Genomic DNA, 25,054 nt, shown 5'->3' with positions numbered 1-25,054 from the left:
TTACAACGTTTTCTAGATCTTACGACACCTGTAATTCTTTAGGCTGCTTTTTAATGTTGGCTAAGCGACTTCTTCCTAGCCATTGTTGAGCTACTTTAGTGTATTGACTTGGGCCTCGAAAAATCACTTCTTTATTTTTGATGGCTTCTTTAAAGTCAGTCCAACCCATGTATACACATGTCAAATTTCGAGTACTTGCCTCTATCTGTACATCAACATTGAATTGGTGATCAACAATACATAAATCTACTTGCTCATTTTTGAAAACCAACCAAGCATTTTGTTTTTCTTTAGTTTGGTCTGAAAGATAAATGTGGACTATAAACGGGTTAGGTAGCGAAGAGTGATGGCGAGCACTACGTCGTAAACTCCACATTAGGTGATCTGCGCTTATATTTTCTAATGACGGTTCTATTTGTAGCCATTCTTGGCTCCAATCGGCCATGCTGAACACAACACTACTTAATGCTTGCCCAGCTTGAGTGAGTCGATATTCTGCGTGAGGTGTTTTCTCTGAAACTTGTTTACTCACTATTCCTCGTTTTGTTAATTCTTTAAGACGCTCAGACAGTAATGTCCTCGACATTCTCGCCACACCTTTACTGATATCGTTAAATGAGTGAGAACCTAAAAGTAATTCTCTTAGGATTAACAAAGTCCAACGATTACATAAAAATTCCGCTGCCATTGCCAGTGGGCAAAATTGACCGTAACTTCTATCAGAACTCATGTGTTTTCTCATTAATTCAATAGTGAAGTATTTAAACTATCACGTGTAAATTACAATTTGTAGTACGTTTTTTGTACTGCAAGTAATGTTAAATTAACATCCTTGCAGAGAGTTAGCCTAAGTACAGTTTCTGGACTATCTAGGCATTAACTTAAGTGAAATACTTAGTTTGTGAAAATTAATGCCGTATCCAAAAGAAGGACATTATTATGATTAGTATCAAAAAAAGCGGTTATCTAGGCTCACGGATTTCTTACTTGATCTTATTTCTAACGAGTTTTTCTAGTCAAGCCGATGTGGTATCCGAATGGAATATAATTACGCGAGATATTGTAGTCAATTCGAAGCTATACACACCTCCAGCCAACCGAGTGATGGCTATTGTGCATACTGCCGTTTACGCATCGGTAAACTCTATCACTCAAGAGTATCCCCATGGTAGTTTTAAACTGAATGCCCATCATGAAGCATCTGTTGAGGCCGCCGTTGCTGCAGCGAGTTATACATCGTTGTTAAAGCTATTACCTAACCAGCAGGACGCAATCAAAACCGCCTATTTGCAAGCCTTGAGTCATTTACCTGAGGGAAAAGCAAAGCAAGCGGGAGCTGCAATCGGGAAAAAGTCTGCCGAATTGGTTTTGGCAGCACGAAACTTCGATGGTGCTGAAGTTGCAGAAACTTATCGACCATATACAAGAGCTGGAGTTTACGTACCTACTGCTATTCCAGCCGTTCCTCATTGGCCAAATAGGATGCCGTGGTTGTTAAACAGCCCTGCTCAATTTAGGCCTGGACCTCCACCTGCTTTAAATAGCAAAGAATGGGCAAAGGACTATGAAGAAGTTAAATTGATGGGCGCTAAAAACAGTAGCAAACGTAATCAGCAACAAACCGATATGGCAAAATTTTGGGAAGCAACGTTGCCACCTATTTATCATGGTGTTGTACATTCGGTGGCGAATCAAGCTGGACGAAGCGTAACTCAGAATGCTCGTTTATTTGCAAAGATTACACAAGCAATTGATGACGCGATGCTCTCGGTATTTGATGCAAAATATCATTACGGTTTTTGGCGGCCCATTACAGCAATCCGTAATGGTGATATTGATGGAAATGATGCCACTGAAAAAGGTGAGGGGTGGACACCATTTATTCCCACTCCTATGCATCCTGAGTATCCATGTGCTCATTGTGTGGTGGCGGGAACAGTAGGTGCTATTTTGAAAGCAGAAGTGGGCAACGGTAAGATGCCTTTGCTAACCACAAATAGCGATACTGCCAAAGGTGCAACTCGCAGTTGGTCAAGCATAGAAGCCTTTGTGCAAGAAGTGTCTGATGCGCGAATTTATGATGGCGTTCACTATCGGACGTCTACGGATATTGGCAGTGCAATGGGCGAAAAAATAGGTGAGTTCGTCGTAGAAAAATACCTCAAAAACTAGTAAGAAGTGGGGTCGTTATTAATTCAACAAATTAACCAAATAACGGCCTACTACTTTATTTTGCATAAAACGCTGTAGATATTCAGGTACTTGCTGCAATGATATTTCTTCACATAAATCTTGCAGGTTTGGCAGCTTCATATCAGTTGCCACTCTATTCCAAATATGTTGTTTGTCGCTAAGTGGGATATAAACTGAATCTACCCCAAGTAAAGAGACGCCGCGAATAATAAAAGGAAATACGGTTGATGAAAAGGAGTCAGAGGCAGCTAACCCACAGGCCGATACACCGCCACCCGATTTTATTTGTTTTAATAAGTTACTTAGGTAGTCGCCGCCTAAGGTATCGATACCGTGGGCCCATGTTTCTTTACCCATAGGCACGTCAGCCACTTGGTTGAGCACATCGCGATGCAATACTTCATCTGCGCCAATCGATAGTAAATAATCTGTCTGCTCGGCTTTACCAGAGAAGGCCACCACGCTATAGCCCAGTTGTTTAAGCAAGGCAATGCTAATACTGCCCACACCGCCGGTTGAGCCTGTGACTGCAACGTGACCATCTTCTGGGCGCGCGCCCATTTTTTCTAGTTTTTGAACACAAAGCGCAGCTGTTAACCCGCCCGTTCCGTAGATCATCGCCTCTTTTAAAGATAAGTTATTCGGGCGTTTCACAGCCCAGTCGGCAGGGATAGCAATCATCTGTCCCAAGCCGCCTGGGGTATTCATACCCAAATCATAACCAAATACTAATACTTCATCTCCAGCCGAAAAAGTACCGGATTTATCGCTTACAACCACGCCAGCGGCATCTATTCCTGGAGTATGAGGAAAGTGACTGCTTACTCGCTTATTGCCACTTGCAGATAACGCATCTTTATAATTTAACGATGAATAGTGGACTTGAATAAGTAAGTCATTATTGGGCAAGTCATTCACTGAGCGATGGCTAATGTTTACGGTAAATTGTTTGTCGGCAGTTTCTTCCACCAATACCGCTTTAAAGGTATTCATCTGTGACATGGATAGCAACTCTTTGAAGGGTGATGAGTGTCATAACTCTAACAAATGCAGATAGTTAGGGCTAGCACTGCAGGTGGCTGGTCGTGAGCAAAATGGCAGCCGCCTCAATTAGAAATCGACAGTATCAAAATGCATATTGTGAGATATCGCTTGCATGGTTTTTAAAGACAATACAGGTATCGCGGTATCCTCTTTGCAGGCATTTTGCCTAAATATCAGGCATTCACCTACACCTTTACGGATCTCGGTGGTGCGAGGCAAGCCTGTTAAAATATCACCACTTTTTAAGGTAAAATTTACCTCGATGTTATACAGGCACGCTATTTCTAGATAGTCATGTAAATGACAAGCTAAGATTGGGTCGCTCATTTTTACCTCGTCAATCTCATTCTAAGAGTGATATATAATGCGCTTTATTTCATTCATAATTAACTAAAAAATCATACATTTTTTGTAAACGAACAAGAGGCAAAGGGCATTAATGGTAGGTAAGTTAGCAAAACTAAAAAACCAATATGATAGTCAAGGTTATTTTGTCCTAAGAGAGTATTTTACCCAGCCTGAAATTTTAACCCTTAGAAAAACTATCTTAAAATTTCATGATTTGTGGAAAATAGACCACGCTACTTTTTATCACGAAGAAGCGTTTAACTCTTCACTTATTACCGGAAGCCAGTATTTATCAACTGACGATAGATTAAAGCTGTTTAATTTTATCAGTTCAAAAAAAATGATGGCCGTGGTGGATGGGCTTATTCCTAACCAACCGGCTTTTATGAATACCCAGTTGTTTTTTAATCCGGTTAACCCGCTGCAAAAAGATTTTTGGCATAGAGACTGTCAGTACGATCACGACATCGAAGGCCAACAAAAAGCCATTCAAGAAACCCAAGTCCTCCACCTTCGGGTGCCATTATTCGACGAACTCGGCATGGAGTTGGTGCCAGAAACCCATAAACGCTGGGATAATGAAGAAGAATTTAATGTGCGCCAAGAAGAAAAGGGTAGGGAGAGTAGCGAGGACCTATCTACCGGTATAAAAATACCGTTGTCTGTTGGTGATTTATTAGTGTTTTCGGCGGATATGATCCACCGAGGCTTGTACGGCATGGACCGATTAGCCTTAGATATTTTAGTGTTCGATTCAGCCGCTGATTTTGCTGATTATGTGGACGACGACTGTTTGCCCAGTATTGCCATGCTCAACAAAATCGCCGACTCAAGACTATTCACTAATACCATGCAGTTAAAAACCAAAGAATTATGACTCAAAGAAAAAATACACCCCAGCCCGTCATTCTCAAGTGTGACCCCAATTCTCATTCCTGACAGCTACTCCTACTCGTCAATCCTGACAGCTACTCCTACTCGTCATTCCCGAGTGCTTTTATCGGGGATCCACTTTCCAATGCCAACATCCTATATTTCTTAAAGCAAAAAATTGAACCTTTGAATAATTTCGACTGTTGATTAGCAATCAGTGGTAACAATTTCTACCGTACAATTAGGCTCCCCAAACGAGTCGTAAATAATATAGCAACCTTGGTTTGTGGGAGTCCCATTATTAGGTACTGTATAACCTATCAAAGTATATTGGTTGTCCATACGGGTCTCAAATTCGTCTGATAGGTTTATAAAATCAAGCATGGTTAGCCTGTCTTCCATTTCTCCTCTGCTTTCTGGGCATAGGTTGCGAAAATCCACTTCAACACTGCCAAATCCGAAATCAACCACATAGCCCTCTTGATTGCCATTGCCGCTAGGATTGGTAGCCACAGGTTTGAGTCCTTTAACCCTTGCTTTTGCTTGAGCTAAAGTGATTGTTGCTTTCACTTGGCTACTTAACCCAGTTAGTGTTGCTATTCTTGCATCTGATGACAGATCGACAAATTTAGGGGCAGCAACAACTGCTAATATTCCCAAAATTACGATAACAATAATCAGTTCTATTAAAGTAAAACCTCGGTTCGTTCTATTCATCTATGTTCACTCAAATATTTCGTTTTAAATGATTTATGGTTCTAAGCTTAATAATTTTCTCTATTTCACGCTATTCCCCTAAAGTCTAATTTACGTATAAAAATTGGAGTATTAGTATCAAAATCAAACAACTCGAACTTGGGGCAATTTGACTGCTAAAATTCATCAACGTTTTTAATCGATTAAGTGAAAAATGAAAAACAAAGTATCACCAGAAGTTGCAACTCAGGCCTTGAAAATAGCCAAGGGGATCCAAAGACCAGAGCAAACCAAAGAACAAACTAAACTGGTTGCCCAAGGCATTGAAAAAGGCATTGCCGAATATAAAAAGCAACAGAATAAAAAACTACGCGAACTAGATAAGCAACGCAAACAGCAAACAAAACAGCGGGAAAATAAAAATACCGTAACGGAAAATACAGTTTCCACTAACAGGTATATAAAACCTTTGCCTTGGATATTGCTGATTTTAAGTTGGTTAGGTTTTTTTGTTTATTTTGCTCTTTAGCCTTCAAAGCCAGTATTTGCAGAGTCAGGTGTTCAGTAACGGGTTATACGAAATAGGGTATATTATTAGGGGAAGTCGTCTATCTTTATTATCTAAAGACGTTAGAACGAGATCTTTCAGTTAGGAATCTGAGAACCCAATTAGCCATATTGATAATAAATAGACATACTTTTTGAAAGGGGCCATTTTGCCTAAGCCTATTCCCACTAAATTTTTTGATATGTTGCCCATTCCAATAATTGTTGTAGAAAATGTGGAAGACTCTTTAAATCATCCCATTGTGTACATAAATCCTAGTTTTACTGAAGTTATAGGCTGGAATATATTAGATATACCCGATAAAGAGCATTGGTGGAAAGCAGCTTATCCCGATCCTCAGTATCAAAAAGTAGTTGAAAGGCTGTGGGAAATTAGTATGGAATCCAGTGGCTTAGGCAACAACAATTTTGTTATTGTGACTGTTAATATTATGACAAAACACCAAGGTATCAAGCGTTTTAAAGTTTACACTGAACACAGAAGTGGGCTTTTGGAAGGGTATTATGTTGTTGCATTTGAGGAAGTAATTGAATCAAGAGCTGCGATCTTCTAGTTATTACCACAACTTGTTTCATTCTCAACATTGCGATTTGGCGAGTGACAGCTTTATGATTCTGCTAACATGATTATTACCATAATAATTTAGCTTACTTCCCATTCAGGATAAAACGTGACAGCCCACTCCCAAGCATTTGAACAATGGATTAGAACCGACTTTTGTGATCTCAACACCGAGCTTGAACATCTCTATTGGCAACAAGAAGACAAGGCCAATGTTGAAGGTATTGGAAGCGAACTCAAGCAACAACTTGAAGATCAAGGCCGATCCTTAATATTACCGCTATTGGATGAAGGCAATACCGACAATGGCTTTGATAATGCTTTTGATTTATTAGGCAATGTGGGGCTATACATGGCGGCCTGTCGTCGTCATGAAATTACCGAGCCTTCACGAGAGCAGTCTTCGCCTTTAATAGAAGCCTCGGCACTTGCCATGCATATTGGTGCCTCAATTGGAGTGACGCCGCGTTTTGCTACCGCTCATTTAACCACACACAATAAAGCGCAGAATGGCGTATATAAAAAATTTACTCACTTGGAAGATGAAAAAGTATTTATCGATTACAACACCAAGGGCATTTTGGCCTATAAACGTGCCGCAGATGCACTCATAAAAATACAGCCTCTTGGTATTTCTCATCCCATCACAGCGGATTTATTACTAGCGGCTAAGCAAGGACTAAAAGATGTCATCGAGTCCAATAAATTGTTGTTTAATAAATTGGATACCGATCGCTTTTTTAATTGTGTACGCCCTTATTACAAGCCCTATCGTGTAGGCAAGGAAATCTACAGAGGTGCCAATGCGGGGGATTTTGCTGGCATTAACGTTATCGATTTACAGCTTGGGTTATGTTTTGCCAATGAACCTTCTTATTCGCAAATGCTGGTGGATAAGTTTTTATATATGATGCCAGAAGATCAATTAATTCTGCGTGAATGTATGCGCAGTACCAGTTTAATGGAAGACTTTTTACATGCACAGGATTGCCAGCAACAGTCATGGTATCAACAAAACTTAGGTTTATTTTTGGATGTATGTAAAGCCCACGGCAAAACGGCCATTCAGCACCATAATCAATTAGTTGAACGCTACATCAGTAAACCTTCAGCAGGTATCGCCCAGCAACATATGGACAAAATTACCGCCAGTGGTCCGCCCTTACATGTATTGTTAGACGAATTAGAAAAATTACGAGACAGGCGTGCGGCCCATCAGCGAGACGATATTCGCACCCGATACGCCGATATTCAAACCTTAAAAAGCACACTCGTAGATAAATAACTATGGGCCAATTTAAACAAGATTTTTTGTTAGCTGACAGTCACTATTTGCTGAATCACTCAGTCGGACGGCCTTTAAAGACGCTCGAACAAGCCTTTAAAGAACACTTTTTATGCCCTTGGCAACAGTCAGGCAAAGAGCCTTGGGCAAGTTGGTTAGAGATTATTACAAGGTTTCAAACGGCTTTGGGTGCATTGTTTAACGCGCCAGCAGAGCAGTTTTGCCCACAGGTTAATTTATCCAGTAGCCTCACAAAAATTGTGATGTCCCTTGCTTCGCTCAATAAAGATGATGTGGTTATTCTAATGAGCGAAATTGACTTTCCTAGCATGGGATTCGCGCTACAAAAAGCCCTACCAAAAAGTGCCGAAATCCGTTTTATAGATAAAGAGCTAGACATTACCGATGCTAATGTGTGGCAGCAACATTTAGTTAATGATGTTGATCTGGTCTTTATATCCAATGCCTATTCAAACACTGGGCAACTGGCTCCGGTGAATACCGTGATTACGCTGGCTAAAGAGTTGGGGATAGTGTCGGTTTTGGATATTGCCCAATCTGCTGGCGTTATTCCTTTAGATCTTCAGCACACTCGCCCGGATTTTATGTTGGGATCCAGTGTAAAGTGGTTATGTGGTGGCCCAGGTGCGGCTTATTTGTGGGTCAATCCTGCTATTATCGAGCAATGCCACCCCAAAGATGTGGGTTGGTTTTCCCATGAAAATCCCTTTGAATTTGATATCCATCACTTTAGTTATCATCAATCTGCTATGAAGTTTTGGGGCGGTACGCCCTCTATTGCCCCTTTTGCTTTGGCAGGCCATGCTATTGACTACTTTGCGTCTTTAGGGAGTCATCAGGTGAGAGCGCATAATCAACAGATGATTGAGTTGCTGGTCAATGAATTTGACGCAGAAGTAAAGTCGCCACTAAATACAGGCACGCGCAGCGGCACAGTGATTTTAGATTTTAAAGATAAACAAACTAAGATTATGGACGCGCTATCCCTAGCCAATATCAGTGTGGATGCGCGTCACTTGGGCATGCGGGTTTCGCCGCATATATATAATGATAGCGATGATATTCAACACTTTATTGATGTGGTGAAACAACACTTTTAGTCACTAGCCTTTTACCTTACAATCCCCGCCCTTATTTTTTAGGTGATGAACGGCGGATATGGCAGCAATAGGTATAGATTATGGGACTTCGAATTCAGAAGTGGTGTATTTTGATGGGCAGCAACATCATTTTGTTAAACTCGATCCTAGTCTAGAAGCTGCAAATAAAATTCGCTCCTCGGTGTTTATATATTATACGGGTGAGTTGCCTAGGCCGCCTATCCCTATGATTGAAGCAAAAGTAGCACAGCTAAAGCGTGCGATTTCTGACAAAATCGACAAAGCTAAAGATGGTTACTACGAGGCTCAAGAGCCAAGAGAACAGCAAATATTTAGTGATAGAATTGGCAATCTAAGAACCGAACTCCACAATCTTCCCGCCTTACAAGAACGCGCCATAGAACTGTTGCTTGAAGATATGACAGTACAAGACTTGTCGCTGCAACAGCTAGTCGAAACCGGTGAATTTGCCTTTGGTGAAGAGGGCTTTAGGCGTTACCTTAAAACCCCAGAAAAAGGCCGGTTGATTTATTCACCCAAAAACTTCCTAGGTGCCAACTTAGTGGCCGGTCAACATCAAGCCTTTGTGGGTTTGATTGCCAAACAGCTAGAGTTTTTTCGTGTAAGTGCCGAGCAACAACTAGGAAAATCAGTCGATTCGGCGGTGATAGGTCGCCCCGTTCGCTTTCATGGCACCCGAGGCCAAGAAGGCAACAATCAAGCCATTGACATCATGACTCAAGCCGCGAATTTGGCAGGCTTTAATAAGGTAGAGTTCCTCGAAGAGCCCATAGCGGCAGCTTATAAAATTGAGCGCACCTTAGATAAACAAACCAATGTATTAGTGGTCGATATTGGTGGTGGTACCACAGATATTTGCTGCATTAAATTGTCACCTGAAAAGAGCCAAAACCTTGATAGACAACAAGACGTGATGTCGGTAACGGGGACGCGATTAGGCGGAATGGAATGTGATAAAAACCTTATTATAAAATCTATCTCTCCCACTATGGGGCAAGGCTTATTAATGCACAACGGATTGCCGGTGCCTCCGGCGTATTTCTCAGACATGTGCGCCGTAGATGATATTCCTAGGCTTAATCGTTTTTTCTCTGAGGAATATTGGCTAGAAATTGCTAACACTAAATCTTTAGTCAAAGAGCCAGCCTTATTGTCTCGCTTACAAGAAGTGCAAGAAGAGAAACTTTCGGCCAGATTAGTTAATTCATCCCGTTTAGCCAAAGAATTACTTTCTACCAAGGATGAAATCACTCTACCTTTGCATTATATCGAAGATGATTACGAGGTGAACCTAAACGTGGCTGAGTTAAAACGCTCGATGCAAACTTGGTTAACCAGAGTAAAAAACTTAGTGACCGAATGTTTACAAAACAGCTCTGAGCCACCCGAGATGTTATTTATCACCGGAGGCATGAGTCTATCGCCAATTGTCACCAAAGAATTGTTAGATATGTTGCCAAACTTACCCTTAATGCAAGGGGATGCCTTTAACTCCGTATGTGAAGGCTTAGGCATACAAGCTGCCAAATTAACTTAGTATAGGGATATGTCTTGGATAATTAACTATAAGCTAAATTGATTTTAAGTATTAATTGGCTATGGCACACTGAGTTTCTGGATGTTTTTGCATCAATAAACAAGAATCTAACTTGGAGTGTCGCAATCATGAAATTTATTCAAATTCTGGCAAGTGCAACCCTAGCGTTATCCTTATCTACCGCAGTTTATGCTGATGATCGTCAATCCAAAGGAACAGCTCAATATACTGGGTTAGATCTAACTATTTATCACTTAGAAGGGCGTCGTTCAGAGCGCCTAGTATGGTTATGTGAAGAGTTGGGTATTCCTTACGATTTAAAATACAAAATGGGTGATTTGCGTGGCTCGATGCAAACCATTCGAGCACTAAATCCAGGCATGCCTGTAGCACCAACGGTAGAAATTGAAGGGCAAATCATGGTGGAGTCGGGTGCCATCATGGAATACATTTTGGACAAATACACCGATGGCAAATTGATGCCGGCAATGGACTCGCCAAACTACAAATACTATCTACAATGGATGCACTTTGCCGAAGGATCGTTTGCCTCAAGAGTGATCTCTGATTTCGTTAAAAACCGTATCCGTATGGAAAATAAACTGCCTAAACCAGACATTAAGCCGGGGCAACCAAGGCTAGTCGACACCCCTAAGGTGCTGACTTTCTTAGATGACTTTTTAGGGGAAAATGCCTACTTTGGTGGCGATGTGTTTTCGGCTGCGGATATCATGATGTTGTTTCCCACGAATTTAGCGCAAGCATGGTATGTTGCGGACTTAACACCTTACAAAAACTTATTGGCTTGGCGTGAAAAAGTGCAAGCTCGACCTGCTTATATCAAAACCATGGAAAAAGCCCGTCCAAATGGCATCCCGCCCTTAAAATAGACAGGCAAAGTAAATTGAATATTCCAGCAATACCAGTAAACATAAGTATGCGGCCACTTAAATAAAGGTAAAACATGATTGAACTCAAGGTTAACGAGCAAATACAAACAGTTGATGTAGAAGCAGATACCCCGCTTTTATGGGTGGTGCGCGAACAACTTAATTTAGTTGGTACCAAGTTTGGTTGTGGCATGGCCCAGTGCGGGGCGTGTACTGTGCATCTTAATGGTCAACCTATTCGTTCTTGTGTGACACCGGTCTCGGCAGTAGCGGGGCAAAGTATCACCACCATTGAAGGTATTGCAGACGACAACGGACGATTATCCAAAGTGCAACAAGCATGGATAGACGAACAAGTGCCACAATGCGGTTATTGTCAGTCGGGGCAGATTATGTCGGCGGTGGCCTTACTCGAAAGTAACCCTAACCCAACTGATAGTGACATTGATGCTGCCATGAGCGGTAATGTGTGTCGCTGTGGCATGTATGGGCGAATCAAACAAGCCATCAAAAACGCCGCTAAGGCATAAGGGGAATACTATGAGTAAATTAACCCGTAGAGCCTTTTTAACTGCTGGCTTAGTGGTAGGTGGTGGTTTAGTAGTGGGCGTAGCGATCCGCCCCGGCCATCGCACTCCAAAACTGGCTGAGTTTATGCAAAAAGACGATGAAGTCTTAGTCAACGCTTGGGTCAAGCTATTGCCAGATAACAGTGTCACAGTGATTGTATCCCACGCCGAAATGGGCCAAGGCGCGCAATCGGCCCTTGCCACCATGTTAGCCGATGAAATGGATGTGGATTGGGCCACAGTCACAGTTGAAGAAGCCCCAGCACATGGCGAATACGCCAATTTTCATATGGCCAGAGAGTTTTTATTACCGGGAAAAATGCCCGGGGTCATCAATCAAACTATCAATGGTGTCTTTCTCACTATTTCTAAATCCATCGCATTACAAGTCACAGGTGGCAGTTATTCTATTCGCTCAACCGGCGAGCGTGGCATGCGTGTCGCTGGCGCTGCAGCAAGAGAGCTGTTAATTCAAGCAGCTGCGCAACAATGGCAAGTGGCCGCTACAGAAATTAGAGCAGAAAATAGTCATCTGTATCACGATGCCAGCAACCGTCAAGCTCCTTATATTGAATTCGCAAAGAGTGCTGCTGCACAGCAAGGCTCGGACTTACCAACCCTAAAAACGCCCGATCAATTTAAGCTGATGGGCAATGAAGCTATTCAGCGCTTGGATATCCCCGAAAAAGTTGACGGTACGGCCCAATTTGGTATCGATGTGGTGTTACCCGATATGAAATACGCCACAGTCAAAACCGCACCGGTTTTTGGTAGCAAGCTTGAGTCCGTCGACTCAGCCGCAGCCGAAAAAATGCAAGGCGTGATTAAGGTGGTTAAACTTGGCAATGGGGTAGGCGTGATTGCCGACAGTTATTGGCAGGCCAAAAAAGCCATTGCCGCTGTGAATGTTAGCTACAGCAAAAGTGCAGCGGATAACACCAGCTCCGATACTATCATGGCGCAATTTCGCACAGATATGGACAAGGCGGTCACAAATGGTGATGAAGAAACAGACGTCTCTGTGGGCAATGCCCGTAAAGTCATCAAGAAAGCTGCTAAGGTTGTTAGCGCAGAATACAGCGTACCCTATTTAGCGCATACCACTATGGAGCCAATGAATTGCACGGCTTTAGTAAAAGATGGCAAAGTGGAAGTATGGACAGGCACACAAAACCCTCTGGGCATTAAAGCCTCAATAGCCGACGACTTAGAAATCGATGTTGAAAACGTCACAGTCAACAATGTTTACCTTGGTGGCGGGTTTGGCCGCAGAGCCATGAACGATTATCCCACACAGGCCGCACTTTTGGCCAAAGCTGTGCCGGGCTTGCCGGTTAAAATGATTTGGTCGCGGGAAGAAGATACCCAGCACGATTTCTATCGTCCAGCGGTGCTAAGCCGCTTTAATGCGGCACTCGATGATTCGGGTTTGCCGACCGCTTGGGACAATCAATACGTCGACAAACATGAGCCTAAAGAAGCGCCGTATATTCCCTATCAGGTTGCTAATCAATTTATTCATTACATTGAAAGCCCTACCCATATTCCTTTTGGACCGTGGCGTAGTGTGGACCATTCTCAGCACGCATTTTTCACCGAATCTTTTATCGATGAGCTGGCCGCAGCCGCTAAGCAAGAACCCTTAGCGTATCGCCGTGGTTTGTTACAGTCACAACCCCGTTATTTGAACGTGCTAAATGCGGTTGCCAAAATGTCGAATTGGGATAGTCCGTTGCCACAAGGCTGGGGCAGAGGCATTGCCATTCACGGTGCTTTCAACAGCATAGTGGCCGAAGTAGTGGAAGTGGACATGTCTGCTGGCGACTTAAAAGTAATGAATGTATATTGCGTGGCAGATGCGGGTTTTGCCTATAGCCCGAATGCGTTTAGAGCGCAAATGGAAAGCGGCATCATATTTGGTTTAACCGCCGCCCTGCATGGCGAAATCACCATTAAAGATGGCGCTGTGAAACAAAGTAATTTACATGATTATCAAATGGTAAGAATGAACACAGCACCGGATATTTTTGTTGAAATCATCAACAGCGGAGAAAGAACAGGCGGAGCCGGCGAACCAGGCACACCGCCCATAGCACCCGCATTAACCAATGCCATTTTTGCCGCAACGGGCAAACGAATTCGCCAGTTGCCGGTGAAACTAAGCTAATAAGGTCAAAAAACTATGACAGAAAATAATTCATCCTCGGCCGATTTTATCGCTGCGGTAAAAAGCACTCAAATTATTTGGGCACTGCAAGATACAGCCAGCGAAGGCTGGGTAGTGCTCGACTCCGCCAATTTTGAAGATACCGATGTGATGCCGGTATGGTCTAGTTGTGAACTGGCCAAAAATCATTGTATCGATGAATGGCAAGACTACGCTCCCATGCCCATCACCTTGGCGGATTGGTTAGAATTTTGGGTCGAAGATTTAGCCAACGACAATGTTTTGATAGGCATAGAATGGCGCGATGGTGGCGAATACCTAGAGCTAGAACTGGCCGAATTCAGTGAAATGCTAGCTAAAATAGAAAACCTGTAGCTAAGAAAGGGGTAGGTTATGCCCCTTTAATTACTATACCGCCCCCATCTTTGTAATTCACACCCCCCTATTTCTAATATAAGTAATAATTTCTTAAAAATTGACACTGTCAATAAAAAATATATGATGTGTTTTTTTTGATCTTAGCTGCTTGGGTATTCGTAAAGAATCTGAATTTTTAAGTATAAAGCAAAGATTCATGAACCATTCGAGCATTAAGAATAAGGAGACGTATGCCTAAAGTGTTAACACATGAAGAAGTGTTGTGTTTTCGCGATAGAATGTGCGATCACGCCTTAGTGGCCTTTGGAAAATATGGGGTAGAGGGGATTTCGTTACGAGGTCTTGCCGCTGATTTAAGTTGCAGCCGCACTACGCCGTATCGCTATTTTAAGAATAAGGCCGATATTTTGGCTGCGTTACGTCAGCGTGAATATGGGCGTATTGCCGATACCCTGGAAGCTGCCTTGGCACAAGAATCGGATACCAGCAAACAATTACAAGCCATATTAAAAGCATACATTCAGTTTGCAATACAACATCCAGACTCCTATAGGGTGATGTATACCGTAGCTCAGCCAGATTCAGCTCAATATGCAGGATTGGAGGCGGAGATTTTACGCAGCGCCCAACCCATGCGCCAAGTGGTGCGTATCTCGGTAGAGGCGGGCATTATGTTGGGTGAACCTGCGGATATTTTTCATATCTTATGGGCAGGGCTACACGGTCTGATTTCATTACATCTCGCAGATTTAATAGGCAACAAGCAAGACTTTGATCAGCTAGCCACTGTGATGACAGACGCGTTAGTTCGAGCGGTAAGTTCAAGGGTTAACAAGCATGCAGTGGCGTAACAGAAAATAGAATTTAGTAAAATTACAATTTCAACAAGGGTAAACACATGAGTAAAAATGTAGACGCGTTATTTAAACCATTCAACCACAAAGGTTTGTCACTCGAAAACCGAATTGTGATGGCACCTATGACCCGCGAATTTTCGCCAGGCGGAGTTGCTACTGCGGATGTGGCTGATTATTACAAGCGCCGCGCACAAGGTGGTACCGGATTAATTATCACAGAAGGCACTACCATTAACGATCCGGTTGCGACTATGGGTGAGCGTATTCCGCAAATTCATGGTGAAGCAGCATTGGCAGGTTGGGAAAATACTGTGAAAGCGGTGCATGGCGTTGGTGGTAAAATCATGCCGCAATTATGGCATGTAGGCATGGCCCGTAATCCTCAAAAAGCTCCCTATCCAGAATTACCCAGTGTCGGCCCTTCTGGTCTGGTTGTGCCTGGAAAACAAGTGGCAGAGCCTATGACAGCGGCACAAATTGAAACGGCTATTAGTGGTTTTGTGAGTGCGGCGGTAGATGCTAAACGTATCGGTTTTGACGGCATTGAAATTCACGGTGCACACGGCTACCTAGTTGATCAATTCTTCTGGGCTGGTACCAACCAAAGAACAGACGAATGGGGCGGCAGCATGGCTAACCGTGGTCGTTTTGCCGTAGAAATTGTTAAAAGAATTCGTGCCGCCACGGCGCCTGATTTCCCAATTGTTTTCCGCTTCTCACAATGGAAACAGCAAGATTACAGTGCCAGATTGGCCGAAACACCACAATTGCTAGAAGAGTTTTTAGCACCCTTAAGCGATGCGGGTGTGGATATTTTCCATTGCTCAACTCGTCGTTATTGGGAAAGTGAATTTGATGCTGATGGGCTTAACTTAGCCGGCTGGACTAAAAAAATCACCGGTAAACCTACTATCACTGTTGGCTCTGTGGGTTTAAATGAAGACTTCTTCAGTGCTTTTGCTGGTAAAGGCTCGGGTACCCGTTCAATTGATGATTTAGTTGAACGTATGGACAAAGGTGAATTTGATTTGGTCGGTGTGGGCCGTGCTTTGTTGCAAGATCCCAACTGGGCAAACAAGATTCGCAATAGTGAACTCGATGAACTCGAGCAGTACTCAGGAGAAGCGCTTACGACTTTGTCGTAAGCCCAACTCCCAATGACGCAAACCTATGCTGCTAATGTTTTAGCTAAACGTACGCTGTTGTTAGCATCGGCGGCTATGGGGTTTGCGCAAACTGTACTTTTTGCCATTTTAGCGCCGCTCGGACGAGAAGTGGGTTTGGTAGAAGTGCAGATTGGTGCGATTATTTCTTCATCATCGTTAACCTTGTTTCTGGTCAGCCCGCTGTGGGGGCGCGCCAGTGACGTATGGGGTAGGCGAAAAATCTTATTGATCGGGCTGTTTGGTTATTCCGCAGGCACGGTAATGTTTGCCAGTGTGTTTCAGGCGGCATTGTTAGGTTATCTTGTTCCAGTAACCGCCCTGGTATTACTTATTCTTACCCGTGTTGCCAATGCAACGGTAATGGCAGCAGTGTCACCCTCAGCCAATGCTTATATGGCTGATATTACCAGTGTCTCCGATCGTATCAAAGGTATGGGGGCCATTGGCGCCGCAGGTAATATTGGTGCGATATTAGGGCCAGCGATAGGCGGATTACTCGCCAGTATTAGTTTGCTCACGCCTTTGTACTTTTCAATTTTTTTGACGCTTGCGGCCGCAGTATTAACCTTGTACGCCTTGCCTGAGTTACCCAAACCAACAGTGATAAAAAAGCCACCTAGACTTAAATACACCGACCCAAGGATTTTACCCATAGTCATTGCTGGGGTATTTTTGTTTATGGGCTTTGCCATAGTGCAACAAACTATTGCTTTTAGGTTTCAAGATGAGTTGGGGCTTAGTGGTGTCGAAACGGCCAAAATTGTCGGCATTAGCCTGATGTTTTCGGCGGCAGCGGCACTATTTGTGCAATTGTTAGTGATACCGCGATTGTCTGTTAGACCCTTTGTATTACTCAGAATATCAATGCCAATCATGATGGTCGCTTTTGCTATTATGGCAATGGGTCAAACGCAGAACATGTACATCTTGTCTATGTGTATTCTAGGATTAGGCATGGGCCTAGCAGGGCCTGGATTTATGGCCGGCGCTTCTGTGGCTGTTTCATCAGACGAGCAGGGAGCTGTGGCGGGTGTGGCTGGTTCTTGTCCGCCTTTAGGGTTCACTGTTGGGCCGTTGCTTGGCACCTATTTATATTCAGTTGATGGCGCGTTACCCTATTGGTTTGCCTTCGCAAGTTATTTCATATTGTTCTTTTTTACGCTTAAATTTAAAGACAAAAAATAAACAACAAGTATCGGGATCCCAACAAAGTTAAATCCTCTAGAAGGTCACACACTGTCTTTTTGTCGTAATTTATCTTCAGCTTGCCGAAAATTCCCGCTTTACAAATCAAAACCGCTTACATTCACTTGTTATATATACTCACTTTAACTTTTCTGGCTTTTGGGCAATTTAAAAATAGGTTAAATCCATGAAATCACGTAACCAGCTAATCTGTCACTTCAGCATAATGTTGCTACTTCTCGTTTCGGATTATGTTTCAGCACAACAAGTGTTTACTGCTGATAGTAAAAATTGGAAATTTGACAATAAGAATATAAAAATTGAGACAATTGCGGGTAAAAAGGCCATAAAAATTGGTTCAGGAAAAGCATTGCTTGAAGACGTGTTGTTTGAAGATGGCACTATTGAATTTGATATGTACCTTTCTGGTGAGCGTGCCTTTGCTTATTTGTATTTCAGAGGGCAATCTCAGCGTGATGTTGAGGCGTTTTATGTTCGGACTCATAAACATAATTCTCCCGATGCGCTGCAATATGCTCCTGTTTTCCAAAAACGTTCAGCTTGGCAGCTATACCATGGCGACAAAGGCACTGCTGGCGCTGCGTTGCTCGCCGATAAATGGATAAAAGTCAAAATTGAATTAGCGGGAGAAAAAGCCAAGTTTTGGATAGGTGATATGTCGAAACCTGCCATGGTGGTTAATCAGTTAGGGCATGCACCTAAAGCAGGTTGGTTAGCGTTTCGTGGTTTTGTGCCAAAAAATAGTCCCGCACCTTATAGTGCTTATTTTAGTGGGTTAACCGTCACCCCATCTGAATCTTCAGGTGTTACGGCCATCACAATGTCTTCACCCGAAGGGCAATTGACGAACTGGCGCGTATCACCAGCATTCGATACAAAAAAAGGCCCTGTCACCGAAATACCGGCCGAGGTTTCTGCCAAAAAATGGTCTAAGCCAAGTATGCAACATGATGGCAGTTTTGAGTTTCTACGTTCAAGAGATATTCCTAAAGGCTTTAAGCATTGGACGGTTGCTGCAGATACTGTGTTGCTGTCGTCCCAAGCAAGCGTTTGCGAAGTGCATTTGGGCTTCAGTGATGAGTTAACCTTATCAGTAAACGACCAGCTTATTGTTTATCAAGATGCGAGTTATCGTTATGGCTTTAGACCTCAAGATGGTTTGATGCATCCGGAACAATTGGTTGCCTTTGTTCCTTTGAATAAGGGCAAAAATATATTGCGAGCTGTGGTTGCAGACAAGTTTGGGGGCTGGGGACTCTCTGCTCGGATGCAAAATTGCACAGGTGTGCAAGAAAAATAAGGTAGCCGCTCCGCCAATATTAGAATATCGAGGAGGCGCACAAAGTTACACCAGCGAAGATATATTGTCCCTTGAGCGCTGTCAGCTTGTAAAAAAGGCAAGTTGGTCTATACCTTTTTTATGTTATTAACTCTTTGTTAAGCAAATAAAAAAGGTTAGGGAGTATCTTCATGAAAAGGTTTCTAAGCAGTATTTTATTGTCTGTTTGTGTTGTTTTTGTTTTATCCTCATGTTCCAAAGAAGTTGAAAAACCAGCTGTTACTCCGAGTTCTGAGGCATCCGCGCCCCAAGTTGATAACTCCAATAGCGAGGAAACCCAAGCCATCGCATTATTACGTGGTTTACCTACTCTGAATACAGTAAGTAGCATTGCGATTATTGAGCTGGATCCTGAGTCAGAAAATTTCGGCGATATTTTGAGTGAGTTTGAAACTCCCAACATCAATATCAATGCCCCGCTGCATCATATTTATTACAGTCCCACCGGTCGTGTCTATGCCACAGGCCTTGACCCCGCTTGCAGCTTGGCAGAAGTTGGGCTTTCGCGAGACTTGACCGGCACCCCGCAAATAACGGGACTGGAATGTTTGGATACAGGTGGTCAACAGGTTGGTGAGGATATTATGTGGCATACAGTGAATGATACTGAATACATGTATGTCACTTTCTTGGGCGGCACTGGGGTTGAGCAAGTAGATGCTGGCTCTGTTGGTGTGTTTGATCCCCAGAGTAATGCTTTGGTTAAAACAATTGAAGCTCGCAAGAGCCTAGTTGCTGAAGGAGAACCTTTCATTATGTATCCCCACGGGATTTCAGCCTATGGCGATCGCATGGTGGTTACTTCTACAGTGCATCCGGATCTTGCTTCGGGAGTAGGTAATAGCATCACCGTCATTGATCTCAACACTTTTACGGCGATACAAAACATTGTGGTGGAAGATTCAAAGCCCGTTGGTTACCCGTCTTCCCCTGTTGAAGTGTTATTTTTACGTCCCAGTATTGTTGAGGATGTTGAGCCTGCCGTTCTGGTTAATACTATGTTTGGTTTTGAAACTTGGAAAGTGCCTTTTGACGCCGCCAGCAAAACCTTTAGCAAGCCAGTTAAACTCTATGATGGTGCTGAACAAGGAACGGGCGTTCCTCTTGAATTTTATGGCAATGAAACTGAACTCTTTATTAGTCACGGAATACCTGGCTCAGTCAAACGCTACGACCTAGCTAGTTTGCCTGAACTTGTGACTTCGGGTCCTGATTTGGTCACAGGCGCAGGCGCCCATCATATCATTTTCTTTCCATCTAAAACGGGAAAACAACTGGTGGCGGTGCAGAACAACCTGCTTAATTTAGGTAATGCTAAGGATAATGACCCCACCGACGTTGATTTTATGGCTAAATTGAATGCCCATACAGTGACTGTACATGACCTTGCAGACAGCAAGCGTTTGGCCACTATCGATTTTAAGCAGCGTTATAATAAAGGCATTGATAACATCGAATCTTTATTTGGATCGGGTTTTACCCATCATCATTAAGCCTTAGTTGGTGAGGCAAAACATTTGGTATCCCCTGTGTTGTGCCTCACCAGAGCTTCTTGCTGATTAATAAGGCTCAACGATTGTAACTATGTCAAAACTTTTACTATTGATATTGAGCGGTGCAGTATTGCTGATGCTCTTTGTGGTATTTAACCCTGCTAAACCTCCAAGCACGCCTTTTACTGCGTTCAGCGCCCCTTTTGTCTACGGAAATTTTAGTCTTCCCATTGATAACCCATTGACGGTTGAAGGGGTGGAGCTGGGTCGTAGGTTGTTCTATGACCCGCTGTTATCAGGCAATAACAGGGTATCTTGTGCCACATGCCATCAGCAACATCTAGCTTTTACTGACGGCAAAGCTCACTCTGTAGGTGTATCTGGCATTCCCCTTGCTTTTAATAGCATGACACTAGCCAATGCCATGTGGGGGCCTCAGCATTTTTTTTGGGATGGACGGGTGTCATCACTAGAGGAGCAGGCAATCTTGCCTATCTTGCATCCCGATGAGATGGACCAAGATATGGATCAATTAATTGCAGAATTAGAGGCCGTACCGGTTTATGTGAGGTTGTTTGAAACCGCCTATGGTGAAATTAGCGCCAGTAGCATTGGCCGTGCTCTTGCCAGTTTTGAACGCATCCTGATTTCTGCCAACTCTAAGTATGATCAATATTTACGGGGAGAGTTAAAACTCAACGCTACGGAAGAGCTGGGAAGAAAACTATTTATGGCCCATCCCGATGTAAAAGTGAATCTACGTGGCGGAAATTGCATCGATTGTCATAGCCAGTTTTTAACCAGCGGTTTCAAAGACAAATTCGACGGATTTTTGAATAATGGTTTGGACACTGAAGAAAATCTGCAACCGGGTCTGCAGAGCGTCACAGGACAACCCAGCGACAGAGGTAAATTTAAGGTGCCAAGTTTACGTAATATAGCCCTTACCTCTCCCTATATGCATGATGGACGTTTTACCACATTAGAACAGGTATTAGAACACTACAATGGTCAAATAAAATACAGTTCTACGTTAAGCCCGTTAATTGTTGAAGCGAATAATGAACAGCATCAAGGCACTCTTAGCCTTAACCTATCAGAGGATGAAAAAGTCGCGATTATTGCTTTTTTACATACTTTAACCGACCACACCTTTATCAAGGACCCATCTATATCTGATCCTTTCGCCGAGGAGAGATAACCTAGATGAAAAAATTTTGGTTAGCATTATCCATTGGTTGTGTCGCACTATTAGGCGGTATTTATTTGCAGTTTTATTATCACCAAAGCGGAACTGTGATATTGAAATTCCGTGCCATTGCCAACAACACCCCCCTTGAGTTCAACCAACCCCTTTACTCCAATCCCGGAGGAGAAGGTCACTTCAGCGTTCGTAACTTTCAATTTTATCTCAGCAATGTGCAATTAGTGGGTAAACACAGCCGTTATAAGCCTAGTGATAGCTATCATTTGGCCCGATTCGATAACGATACTAAAAGTTACCAAATCACCCTCAAAGATGTGCCTTACGATGAATACAGCGGCGTACAAATATCTATAGGTGTGGATGATCAAGCTAATGCTTCTATTATGCCAAGAGGCGATCTTGATCCCAACAGCAGAATGGCCTGGAGTTGGGAGGTAGGCTATAAATTTGTGTTATTTGAAGGCGACCTGTCTCTAACATCTCAAAAGCAGGCCTTGGTTTATCACCTTGGGTTTAGCGAAAACCTAAAAATTCTGCAATTTGAACTCAATAGTAGTTTGGTGCCAAACGCCGCACCACTTAACTTTACGGTTGATGTAATGGCCTTGTTTAACGCTAGTCAAACCATCAATATGGCCGAATTGCCGTCAGTCAAGTTTGATCGACAGGATGCCAATCGACTGGCAGAAAACTATGCACTAATGTTAAGCTTGGCAAGCACAGATTGATGTGTAAAAGTGGTTACAAAGGAAATGAGTGATTTGCGTAATATCATGCACTTTAGGGTAAAGGAAATAAATGCAACAACATGAACAAACTGCATCTTATGCAGAGTATAAAAAGCCGAATTTGATTTGGTTGCCTTTGGCTATCTTTATTGTTGGTTTTTTCATTGCCACCTACTTAGAAAATCAACAGGCGAATGAAAACAAACAACATATTCAAGCAAGCCTTGATACTCGACTCGAACAAATAGCAGAAGTTGTAGTTGAGTCGGTAACACTATTTCAATATGGTTTAAAGGGGCTTGGTGGCGTCGTTATGGCCACGGGTATAGATAAATTTAATTATCCCCAAATGCAGGCCTATAGCCAAACCAGAGATATAGAGACTGAATTCTCAGGGGCTAACGGTTTTGGCTTAATCCGCTTAATTACACCAGAACAACAAAGTTTGTTTACCGAGCAGGCAAGGCAAGATAGACCCGACAAAACTTTTGATATCCGTCAATTAGCCCCTCATCAAGATAACTTATTTGTGATCCAATATATTGAGCCTGAGCAAAAAAATCAACAAGCCGTTGGCTTAGATATAGGTTCGGAGCCCGGTAGAAGGTTTGCGGCTATTGAATCTGCAAAGCATAACCAAGTGAGATTAACGTCACCCATTACTCTGGTTCAGGCTGAAGATAAGGTACGTCATGGATTCTTAATTATGATGCCAATTTATAGCTCCACTCCCGTACCAAAAAGTATTGAGCAAAGGCTGAACAGCGTAACAGGTTGGACTTATGCATCCATATTAATAGGTGATGTATTAAATTCTATGAGTGTCTTAAAACCTGATGTAGTCTTTAATATCACGGATGTTGAGTTTGAAACCGCTACCAGTTTTTTTCAATTTGGCACGCTGGATAAAGGAATCCCTGATTATCATAGCAATACAGCGATAGACCTTTTTGGCCGTCATTGGCAATTACAATTAACTGCCAAACAAGCATATATTGATGCTTTATTACTTCCTAAAAACTACCAGATTTTTGCCACTACTTTAGGCGCCACCGTTTTACTTATGTTGATTGTCTTTAGTGTGCAATTAACCATGTTAAGGCGAGCTCAGGCATCCGCTTACAAAGCTGAAATAGCCAAGATAACCGAAGAAAACCTTAAACAAGTCAATCACCGACTTGAAGATGAAGTGTCGAGAAGGACCAAAGAAATATCTGAAGTGAGTGCTTTGCAGCGCAACATTCTTGAAGGCGCAGGTTATGCGATTGTAGCCACCGACGAAATTGGCAATATTACTGCATTTAATCCCGCCGCCGAAAAGCTGTTAGGGTATTCAGATGAAGAGGTGATAGGAAAGCAAACACCAGCGATATTTCATGTTATTGATGAAGTCGTCGCTAGAGCAGACGTCTTATCCAAGGAATTGCAACAGGAAATAGAAGTGGGGTTTGAAGTGTTTGTTGCCAAAGCGCGCCTTGGCGAGCCTGATGTTAACCGTTGGAATTACGTACATAAGAGTGGAAGGTATATTCCCGTGCGGCTTAATGTGAGTAGTTTATTCGACGACCAAGGACGCTTGTTTGGCTTTCTGGGTATCGCCTACGACTTAACCGAGCAGCTGAATCATGAAAAGGAGTTGGCCCAAGCAACTGAGCAGGCTAAGCAAGCTAATTTGGCCAAGTCTGAGTTTTTATCAAATATGAGCCACGAAATTCGCACCCCTCTCAATGGGATCCATGGCACTTTGCAAGTGCTTAAGAAAGAAGTGATCACTAAGCAAGGGAGCAATTTGTTAGAAAAAGCCCTTTATTCCACTAAAAGTTTGAATGTCATCATTAATGACATTCTTGATTTTTCCAAAATTGAAGCCGGTAAACTTGAACTGGAGAGCAGCGACTTTAATCTAGCCAAATTGTTAGAGTATTTACTTTCTGATTTATCAGTACAGGCCAGCCAGAAAAATATTGCCTTTGAGCTATCGAATCATGTTGAACATCAGTTTTGGGTGGGTGATCCCACACGTATTCGCCAAGTGATACTGAATATCGGTTCAAATGCGATTAAATTTACGGAAAAAGGAAGTGTCGCGTTAAGCGCTAGTCTAGATAAGGCTAATGAACATTTAGTTTTTGTTGTAAAAGATACCGGCATTGGCATAGAGGAGACGCATCAGCAGCGGCTTTTTCAGCGGTTTGAACAAGCCGATAATACAACAACTCGAAAATTTGGAGGAACCGGGCTAGGTTTGTCAATCACTTACTCTTTGGTCAATTTAATGGGCGGAGAAATCAAAGTCGAGAGCCAACTAGGGCAAGGAACAACGATGAGCGTAACCTTGCCACTTAAAAAGGCAAGTGTGCCCGCGGTGGAACCAAGAAGCTTTCAAGCTGAGGACGTTGATTTTGCTGGAAAGACTATCCTGATAGCGGAAGATAATGAAATAAACCGCTTGGTAGTTGAAGCGATGCTTGAACCTACTCAAGCCAAGCTGATATTTGCAGTTGATGGGCAAGAGGCAATAGAAGCCCATAAAAATAATTCTCCTGATATTATTTTAATGGACATTCAAATGCCCAAGTTAGACGGTATTGAAGCCTGTAGAAATATAAAATCCATTCAACCCAAAGTGCCTATTTATGCACTTACAGCCAATGCTATGAGAGACGACATTAAGAAGTATAAACGCGAAGGATTTGATGGACATTTGGCCAAGCCGGTAGAGCTTTCTGATCTTTTGGAGACATTGCAGTCAGTCTTGCAGTAAAAGAAAATCGCGGCTGCTGAATGGATGAATAATTGTTAGGATG

Annotated in this window: 23 protein-coding genes; 19 read left to right on the top strand and 4 right to left on the bottom strand. The window is 42.9% G+C overall.

Translation table 11 applies throughout. The features are described 5' to 3' along the window. Positions 1-19 precede the first annotated feature (19 nt). Positions 20-730 carry a helix-turn-helix domain-containing protein gene (locus Q0688_RS18680; protein WP_299080614.1) on the bottom strand — a complete coding sequence of 237 codons (711 nt, stop codon included), beginning with the start codon at positions 728-730 and terminating at the stop codon, positions 20-22. A 209-nt stretch (positions 731-939) separates the two neighbouring features. On the opposite strand from Q0688_RS18680, the gene Q0688_RS18675 reads away from it, so the two are divergent. Next, positions 940-2,172: a vanadium-dependent haloperoxidase gene (locus Q0688_RS18675; protein WP_299080611.1), complete on the top strand. Its 1,233-nt coding sequence runs from the start codon at positions 940-942 to the stop codon at positions 2,170-2,172. A gap of 18 nt (positions 2,173-2,190) precedes the next feature. On the opposite strand, the gene Q0688_RS18670 is transcribed toward Q0688_RS18675, so the two are convergent. Next, complete coding sequence (locus Q0688_RS18670; protein ID WP_299080608.1) at positions 2,191-3,195, bottom strand: YhdH/YhfP family quinone oxidoreductase; 1,005 nt, start codon at positions 3,193-3,195, stop codon at positions 2,191-2,193. Between the two features lie 108 nt (positions 3,196-3,303). Further along, positions 3,304-3,564: a Rho-binding antiterminator gene (locus Q0688_RS18665; RefSeq protein ID WP_299080605.1), complete on the bottom strand. Its 261-nt coding sequence runs from the start codon at positions 3,562-3,564 to the stop codon at positions 3,304-3,306. A 112-nt stretch (positions 3,565-3,676) separates the two neighbouring features. Here Q0688_RS18665 and Q0688_RS18660 point away from each other — a divergent pair, with 112 nt between their 5' ends. Then, positions 3,677-4,462 (top strand): phytanoyl-CoA dioxygenase family protein, encoded by a 786-nt coding sequence (locus Q0688_RS18660; RefSeq protein ID WP_299080602.1) that lies wholly within the window; start codon positions 3,677-3,679, stop codon positions 4,460-4,462. Positions 4,463-4,665: 203 nt separating this feature from the next. Here Q0688_RS18660 and Q0688_RS18655 read toward each other — a convergent pair whose 3' ends face one another. Further along, positions 4,666-5,175 (bottom strand): prepilin-type N-terminal cleavage/methylation domain-containing protein, encoded by a 510-nt coding sequence (locus tag Q0688_RS18655; protein ID WP_299080599.1) that lies wholly within the window; start codon positions 5,173-5,175, stop codon positions 4,666-4,668. A gap of 193 nt (positions 5,176-5,368) precedes the next feature. Between Q0688_RS18655 and Q0688_RS18650 the strand changes: the two genes are divergently transcribed. The 17 genes from Q0688_RS18650 (at position 5,369) to Q0688_RS18570 (ending at position 25,011) form a co-directional block, all read left to right on the top strand. Continuing rightward, the gene (locus Q0688_RS18650) at positions 5,369-5,683 is read left to right on the top strand and encodes a DUF2956 domain-containing protein (protein ID WP_299080596.1); all 315 of its coding nucleotides are present in this window, start codon (positions 5,369-5,371) and stop codon (positions 5,681-5,683) included. Positions 5,684-5,870: 187 nt separating this feature from the next. Further along, the gene (locus tag Q0688_RS18645) at positions 5,871-6,275 is read left to right on the top strand and encodes a hypothetical protein (RefSeq protein WP_299080593.1); all 405 of its coding nucleotides are present in this window, start codon (positions 5,871-5,873) and stop codon (positions 6,273-6,275) included. Positions 6,276-6,392: 117 nt separating this feature from the next. Beyond that, positions 6,393-7,568: a monodechloroaminopyrrolnitrin synthase PrnB family protein gene (locus Q0688_RS18640; protein WP_299080590.1), complete on the top strand. Its 1,176-nt coding sequence runs from the start codon at positions 6,393-6,395 to the stop codon at positions 7,566-7,568. A 2-nt stretch (positions 7,569-7,570) separates the two neighbouring features. Beyond that, positions 7,571-8,689, top strand: a complete 1,119-nt coding sequence (locus tag Q0688_RS18635; RefSeq protein ID WP_299080587.1) for an aminotransferase class V-fold PLP-dependent enzyme — start codon at positions 7,571-7,573, stop codon at positions 8,687-8,689. A 58-nt stretch (positions 8,690-8,747) separates the two neighbouring features. Continuing rightward, positions 8,748-10,247: an Hsp70 family protein gene (locus Q0688_RS18630; protein WP_299080584.1), complete on the top strand. Its 1,500-nt coding sequence runs from the start codon at positions 8,748-8,750 to the stop codon at positions 10,245-10,247. Positions 10,248-10,375: 128 nt separating this feature from the next. Then, complete coding sequence (locus Q0688_RS18625; RefSeq protein WP_299080581.1) at positions 10,376-11,137, top strand: glutathione S-transferase family protein; 762 nt, start codon at positions 10,376-10,378, stop codon at positions 11,135-11,137. Positions 11,138-11,211: 74 nt separating this feature from the next. Next, positions 11,212-11,667 (top strand): (2Fe-2S)-binding protein, encoded by a 456-nt coding sequence (locus tag Q0688_RS18620; RefSeq protein ID WP_299080578.1) that lies wholly within the window; start codon positions 11,212-11,214, stop codon positions 11,665-11,667. A 10-nt stretch (positions 11,668-11,677) separates the two neighbouring features. After that, positions 11,678-13,873 carry a molybdopterin cofactor-binding domain-containing protein gene (locus Q0688_RS18615; RefSeq protein WP_299080575.1) on the top strand — a complete coding sequence of 732 codons (2,196 nt, stop codon included), beginning with the start codon at positions 11,678-11,680 and terminating at the stop codon, positions 13,871-13,873. Between the two features lie 15 nt (positions 13,874-13,888). Continuing rightward, positions 13,889-14,248 carry a DUF2750 domain-containing protein gene (locus Q0688_RS18610; RefSeq protein WP_299080572.1) on the top strand — a complete coding sequence of 120 codons (360 nt, stop codon included), beginning with the start codon at positions 13,889-13,891 and terminating at the stop codon, positions 14,246-14,248. Positions 14,249-14,481: 233 nt separating this feature from the next. Continuing rightward, positions 14,482-15,102 carry a WHG domain-containing protein gene (locus tag Q0688_RS18605; RefSeq protein ID WP_299080568.1) on the top strand — a complete coding sequence of 207 codons (621 nt, stop codon included), beginning with the start codon at positions 14,482-14,484 and terminating at the stop codon, positions 15,100-15,102. 47 nt (positions 15,103-15,149) lie between these two features. Beyond that, positions 15,150-16,253, top strand: a complete 1,104-nt coding sequence (locus Q0688_RS18600; protein ID WP_299080565.1) for an NADH:flavin oxidoreductase — start codon at positions 15,150-15,152, stop codon at positions 16,251-16,253. A 12-nt stretch (positions 16,254-16,265) separates the two neighbouring features. Then, positions 16,266-17,459: an MFS transporter gene (locus tag Q0688_RS18595; protein ID WP_299080562.1), complete on the top strand. Its 1,194-nt coding sequence runs from the start codon at positions 16,266-16,268 to the stop codon at positions 17,457-17,459. A 187-nt stretch (positions 17,460-17,646) separates the two neighbouring features. Further along, positions 17,647-18,780 carry a hypothetical protein gene (locus Q0688_RS18590; protein ID WP_299080559.1) on the top strand — a complete coding sequence of 378 codons (1,134 nt, stop codon included), beginning with the start codon at positions 17,647-17,649 and terminating at the stop codon, positions 18,778-18,780. Between the two features lie 170 nt (positions 18,781-18,950). Beyond that, a complete protein-coding gene (locus Q0688_RS18585; RefSeq protein ID WP_299080556.1) occupies positions 18,951-20,312 on the top strand; it encodes a hypothetical protein in 1,362 nt (453 codons plus the stop codon). 91 nt (positions 20,313-20,403) lie between these two features. Next, complete coding sequence (locus Q0688_RS18580) at positions 20,404-21,513, top strand: cytochrome c peroxidase (RefSeq protein ID WP_299080554.1); 1,110 nt, start codon at positions 20,404-20,406, stop codon at positions 21,511-21,513. Between the two features lie 5 nt (positions 21,514-21,518). Further along, positions 21,519-22,247: an MbnP family protein gene (locus Q0688_RS18575; RefSeq protein WP_299080551.1), complete on the top strand. Its 729-nt coding sequence runs from the start codon at positions 21,519-21,521 to the stop codon at positions 22,245-22,247. Between the two features lie 70 nt (positions 22,248-22,317). After that, a complete protein-coding gene (locus Q0688_RS18570) occupies positions 22,318-25,011 on the top strand; it encodes a CHASE domain-containing protein (RefSeq protein ID WP_299080548.1) in 2,694 nt (897 codons plus the stop codon). Positions 25,012-25,054 lie beyond the last annotated feature (43 nt).

Origin of the sequence: uncultured Paraglaciecola sp., from assembly GCF_937123705.1 — a bacterium.
Taxonomy (GTDB): domain Bacteria; phylum Pseudomonadota; class Gammaproteobacteria; order Enterobacterales; family Alteromonadaceae; genus Paraglaciecola.
This window is presented reverse-complemented; position numbering and strand designations above follow the sequence as displayed.

What these genes read in the sequence shown, in the direction of transcription:
- Q0688_RS18680 (WP_299080614.1), bottom strand. Translation starts at nt 730, where the DNA reads ATGAGTTCTGATAGAAGTTACGGTCAATTTTGCCCACTGGCAATGGCA.
- Q0688_RS18675 (WP_299080611.1), top strand. Translation starts at nt 940, where the DNA reads ATGATTAGTATCAAAAAAAGCGGTTATCTAGGCTCACGGATTTCTTAC.
- Q0688_RS18670 (WP_299080608.1), bottom strand. Translation starts at nt 3,195, where the DNA reads ATGTCACAGATGAATACCTTTAAAGCGGTATTGGTGGAAGAAACTGCC.
- Q0688_RS18665 (WP_299080605.1), bottom strand. Translation starts at nt 3,564, where the DNA reads ATGAGCGACCCAATCTTAGCTTGTCATTTACATGACTATCTAGAAATA.
- Q0688_RS18660 (WP_299080602.1), top strand. Translation starts at nt 3,677, where the DNA reads ATGGTAGGTAAGTTAGCAAAACTAAAAAACCAATATGATAGTCAAGGT.
- Q0688_RS18655 (WP_299080599.1), bottom strand. Translation starts at nt 5,175, where the DNA reads ATGAATAGAACGAACCGAGGTTTTACTTTAATAGAACTGATTATTGTT.
- Q0688_RS18650 (WP_299080596.1), top strand. Translation starts at nt 5,369, where the DNA reads ATGAAAAACAAAGTATCACCAGAAGTTGCAACTCAGGCCTTGAAAATA.
- Q0688_RS18635 (WP_299080587.1), top strand. Translation starts at nt 7,571, where the DNA reads ATGGGCCAATTTAAACAAGATTTTTTGTTAGCTGACAGTCACTATTTG.
- Q0688_RS18630 (WP_299080584.1), top strand. Translation starts at nt 8,748, where the DNA reads ATGGCAGCAATAGGTATAGATTATGGGACTTCGAATTCAGAAGTGGTG.
- Q0688_RS18625 (WP_299080581.1), top strand. Translation starts at nt 10,376, where the DNA reads ATGAAATTTATTCAAATTCTGGCAAGTGCAACCCTAGCGTTATCCTTA.
- Q0688_RS18620 (WP_299080578.1), top strand. Translation starts at nt 11,212, where the DNA reads ATGATTGAACTCAAGGTTAACGAGCAAATACAAACAGTTGATGTAGAA.
- Q0688_RS18615 (WP_299080575.1), top strand. Translation starts at nt 11,678, where the DNA reads ATGAGTAAATTAACCCGTAGAGCCTTTTTAACTGCTGGCTTAGTGGTA.
- Q0688_RS18610 (WP_299080572.1), top strand. Translation starts at nt 13,889, where the DNA reads ATGACAGAAAATAATTCATCCTCGGCCGATTTTATCGCTGCGGTAAAA.
- Q0688_RS18605 (WP_299080568.1), top strand. Translation starts at nt 14,482, where the DNA reads ATGCCTAAAGTGTTAACACATGAAGAAGTGTTGTGTTTTCGCGATAGA.
- Q0688_RS18600 (WP_299080565.1), top strand. Translation starts at nt 15,150, where the DNA reads ATGAGTAAAAATGTAGACGCGTTATTTAAACCATTCAACCACAAAGGT.
- Q0688_RS18595 (WP_299080562.1), top strand. Translation starts at nt 16,266, where the DNA reads ATGACGCAAACCTATGCTGCTAATGTTTTAGCTAAACGTACGCTGTTG.
- Q0688_RS18590 (WP_299080559.1), top strand. Translation starts at nt 17,647, where the DNA reads ATGAAATCACGTAACCAGCTAATCTGTCACTTCAGCATAATGTTGCTA.
- Q0688_RS18585 (WP_299080556.1), top strand. Translation starts at nt 18,951, where the DNA reads ATGAAAAGGTTTCTAAGCAGTATTTTATTGTCTGTTTGTGTTGTTTTT.
- Q0688_RS18580 (WP_299080554.1), top strand. Translation starts at nt 20,404, where the DNA reads ATGTCAAAACTTTTACTATTGATATTGAGCGGTGCAGTATTGCTGATG.
- Q0688_RS18575 (WP_299080551.1), top strand. Translation starts at nt 21,519, where the DNA reads ATGAAAAAATTTTGGTTAGCATTATCCATTGGTTGTGTCGCACTATTA.
- Q0688_RS18570 (WP_299080548.1), top strand. Translation starts at nt 22,318, where the DNA reads ATGCAACAACATGAACAAACTGCATCTTATGCAGAGTATAAAAAGCCG.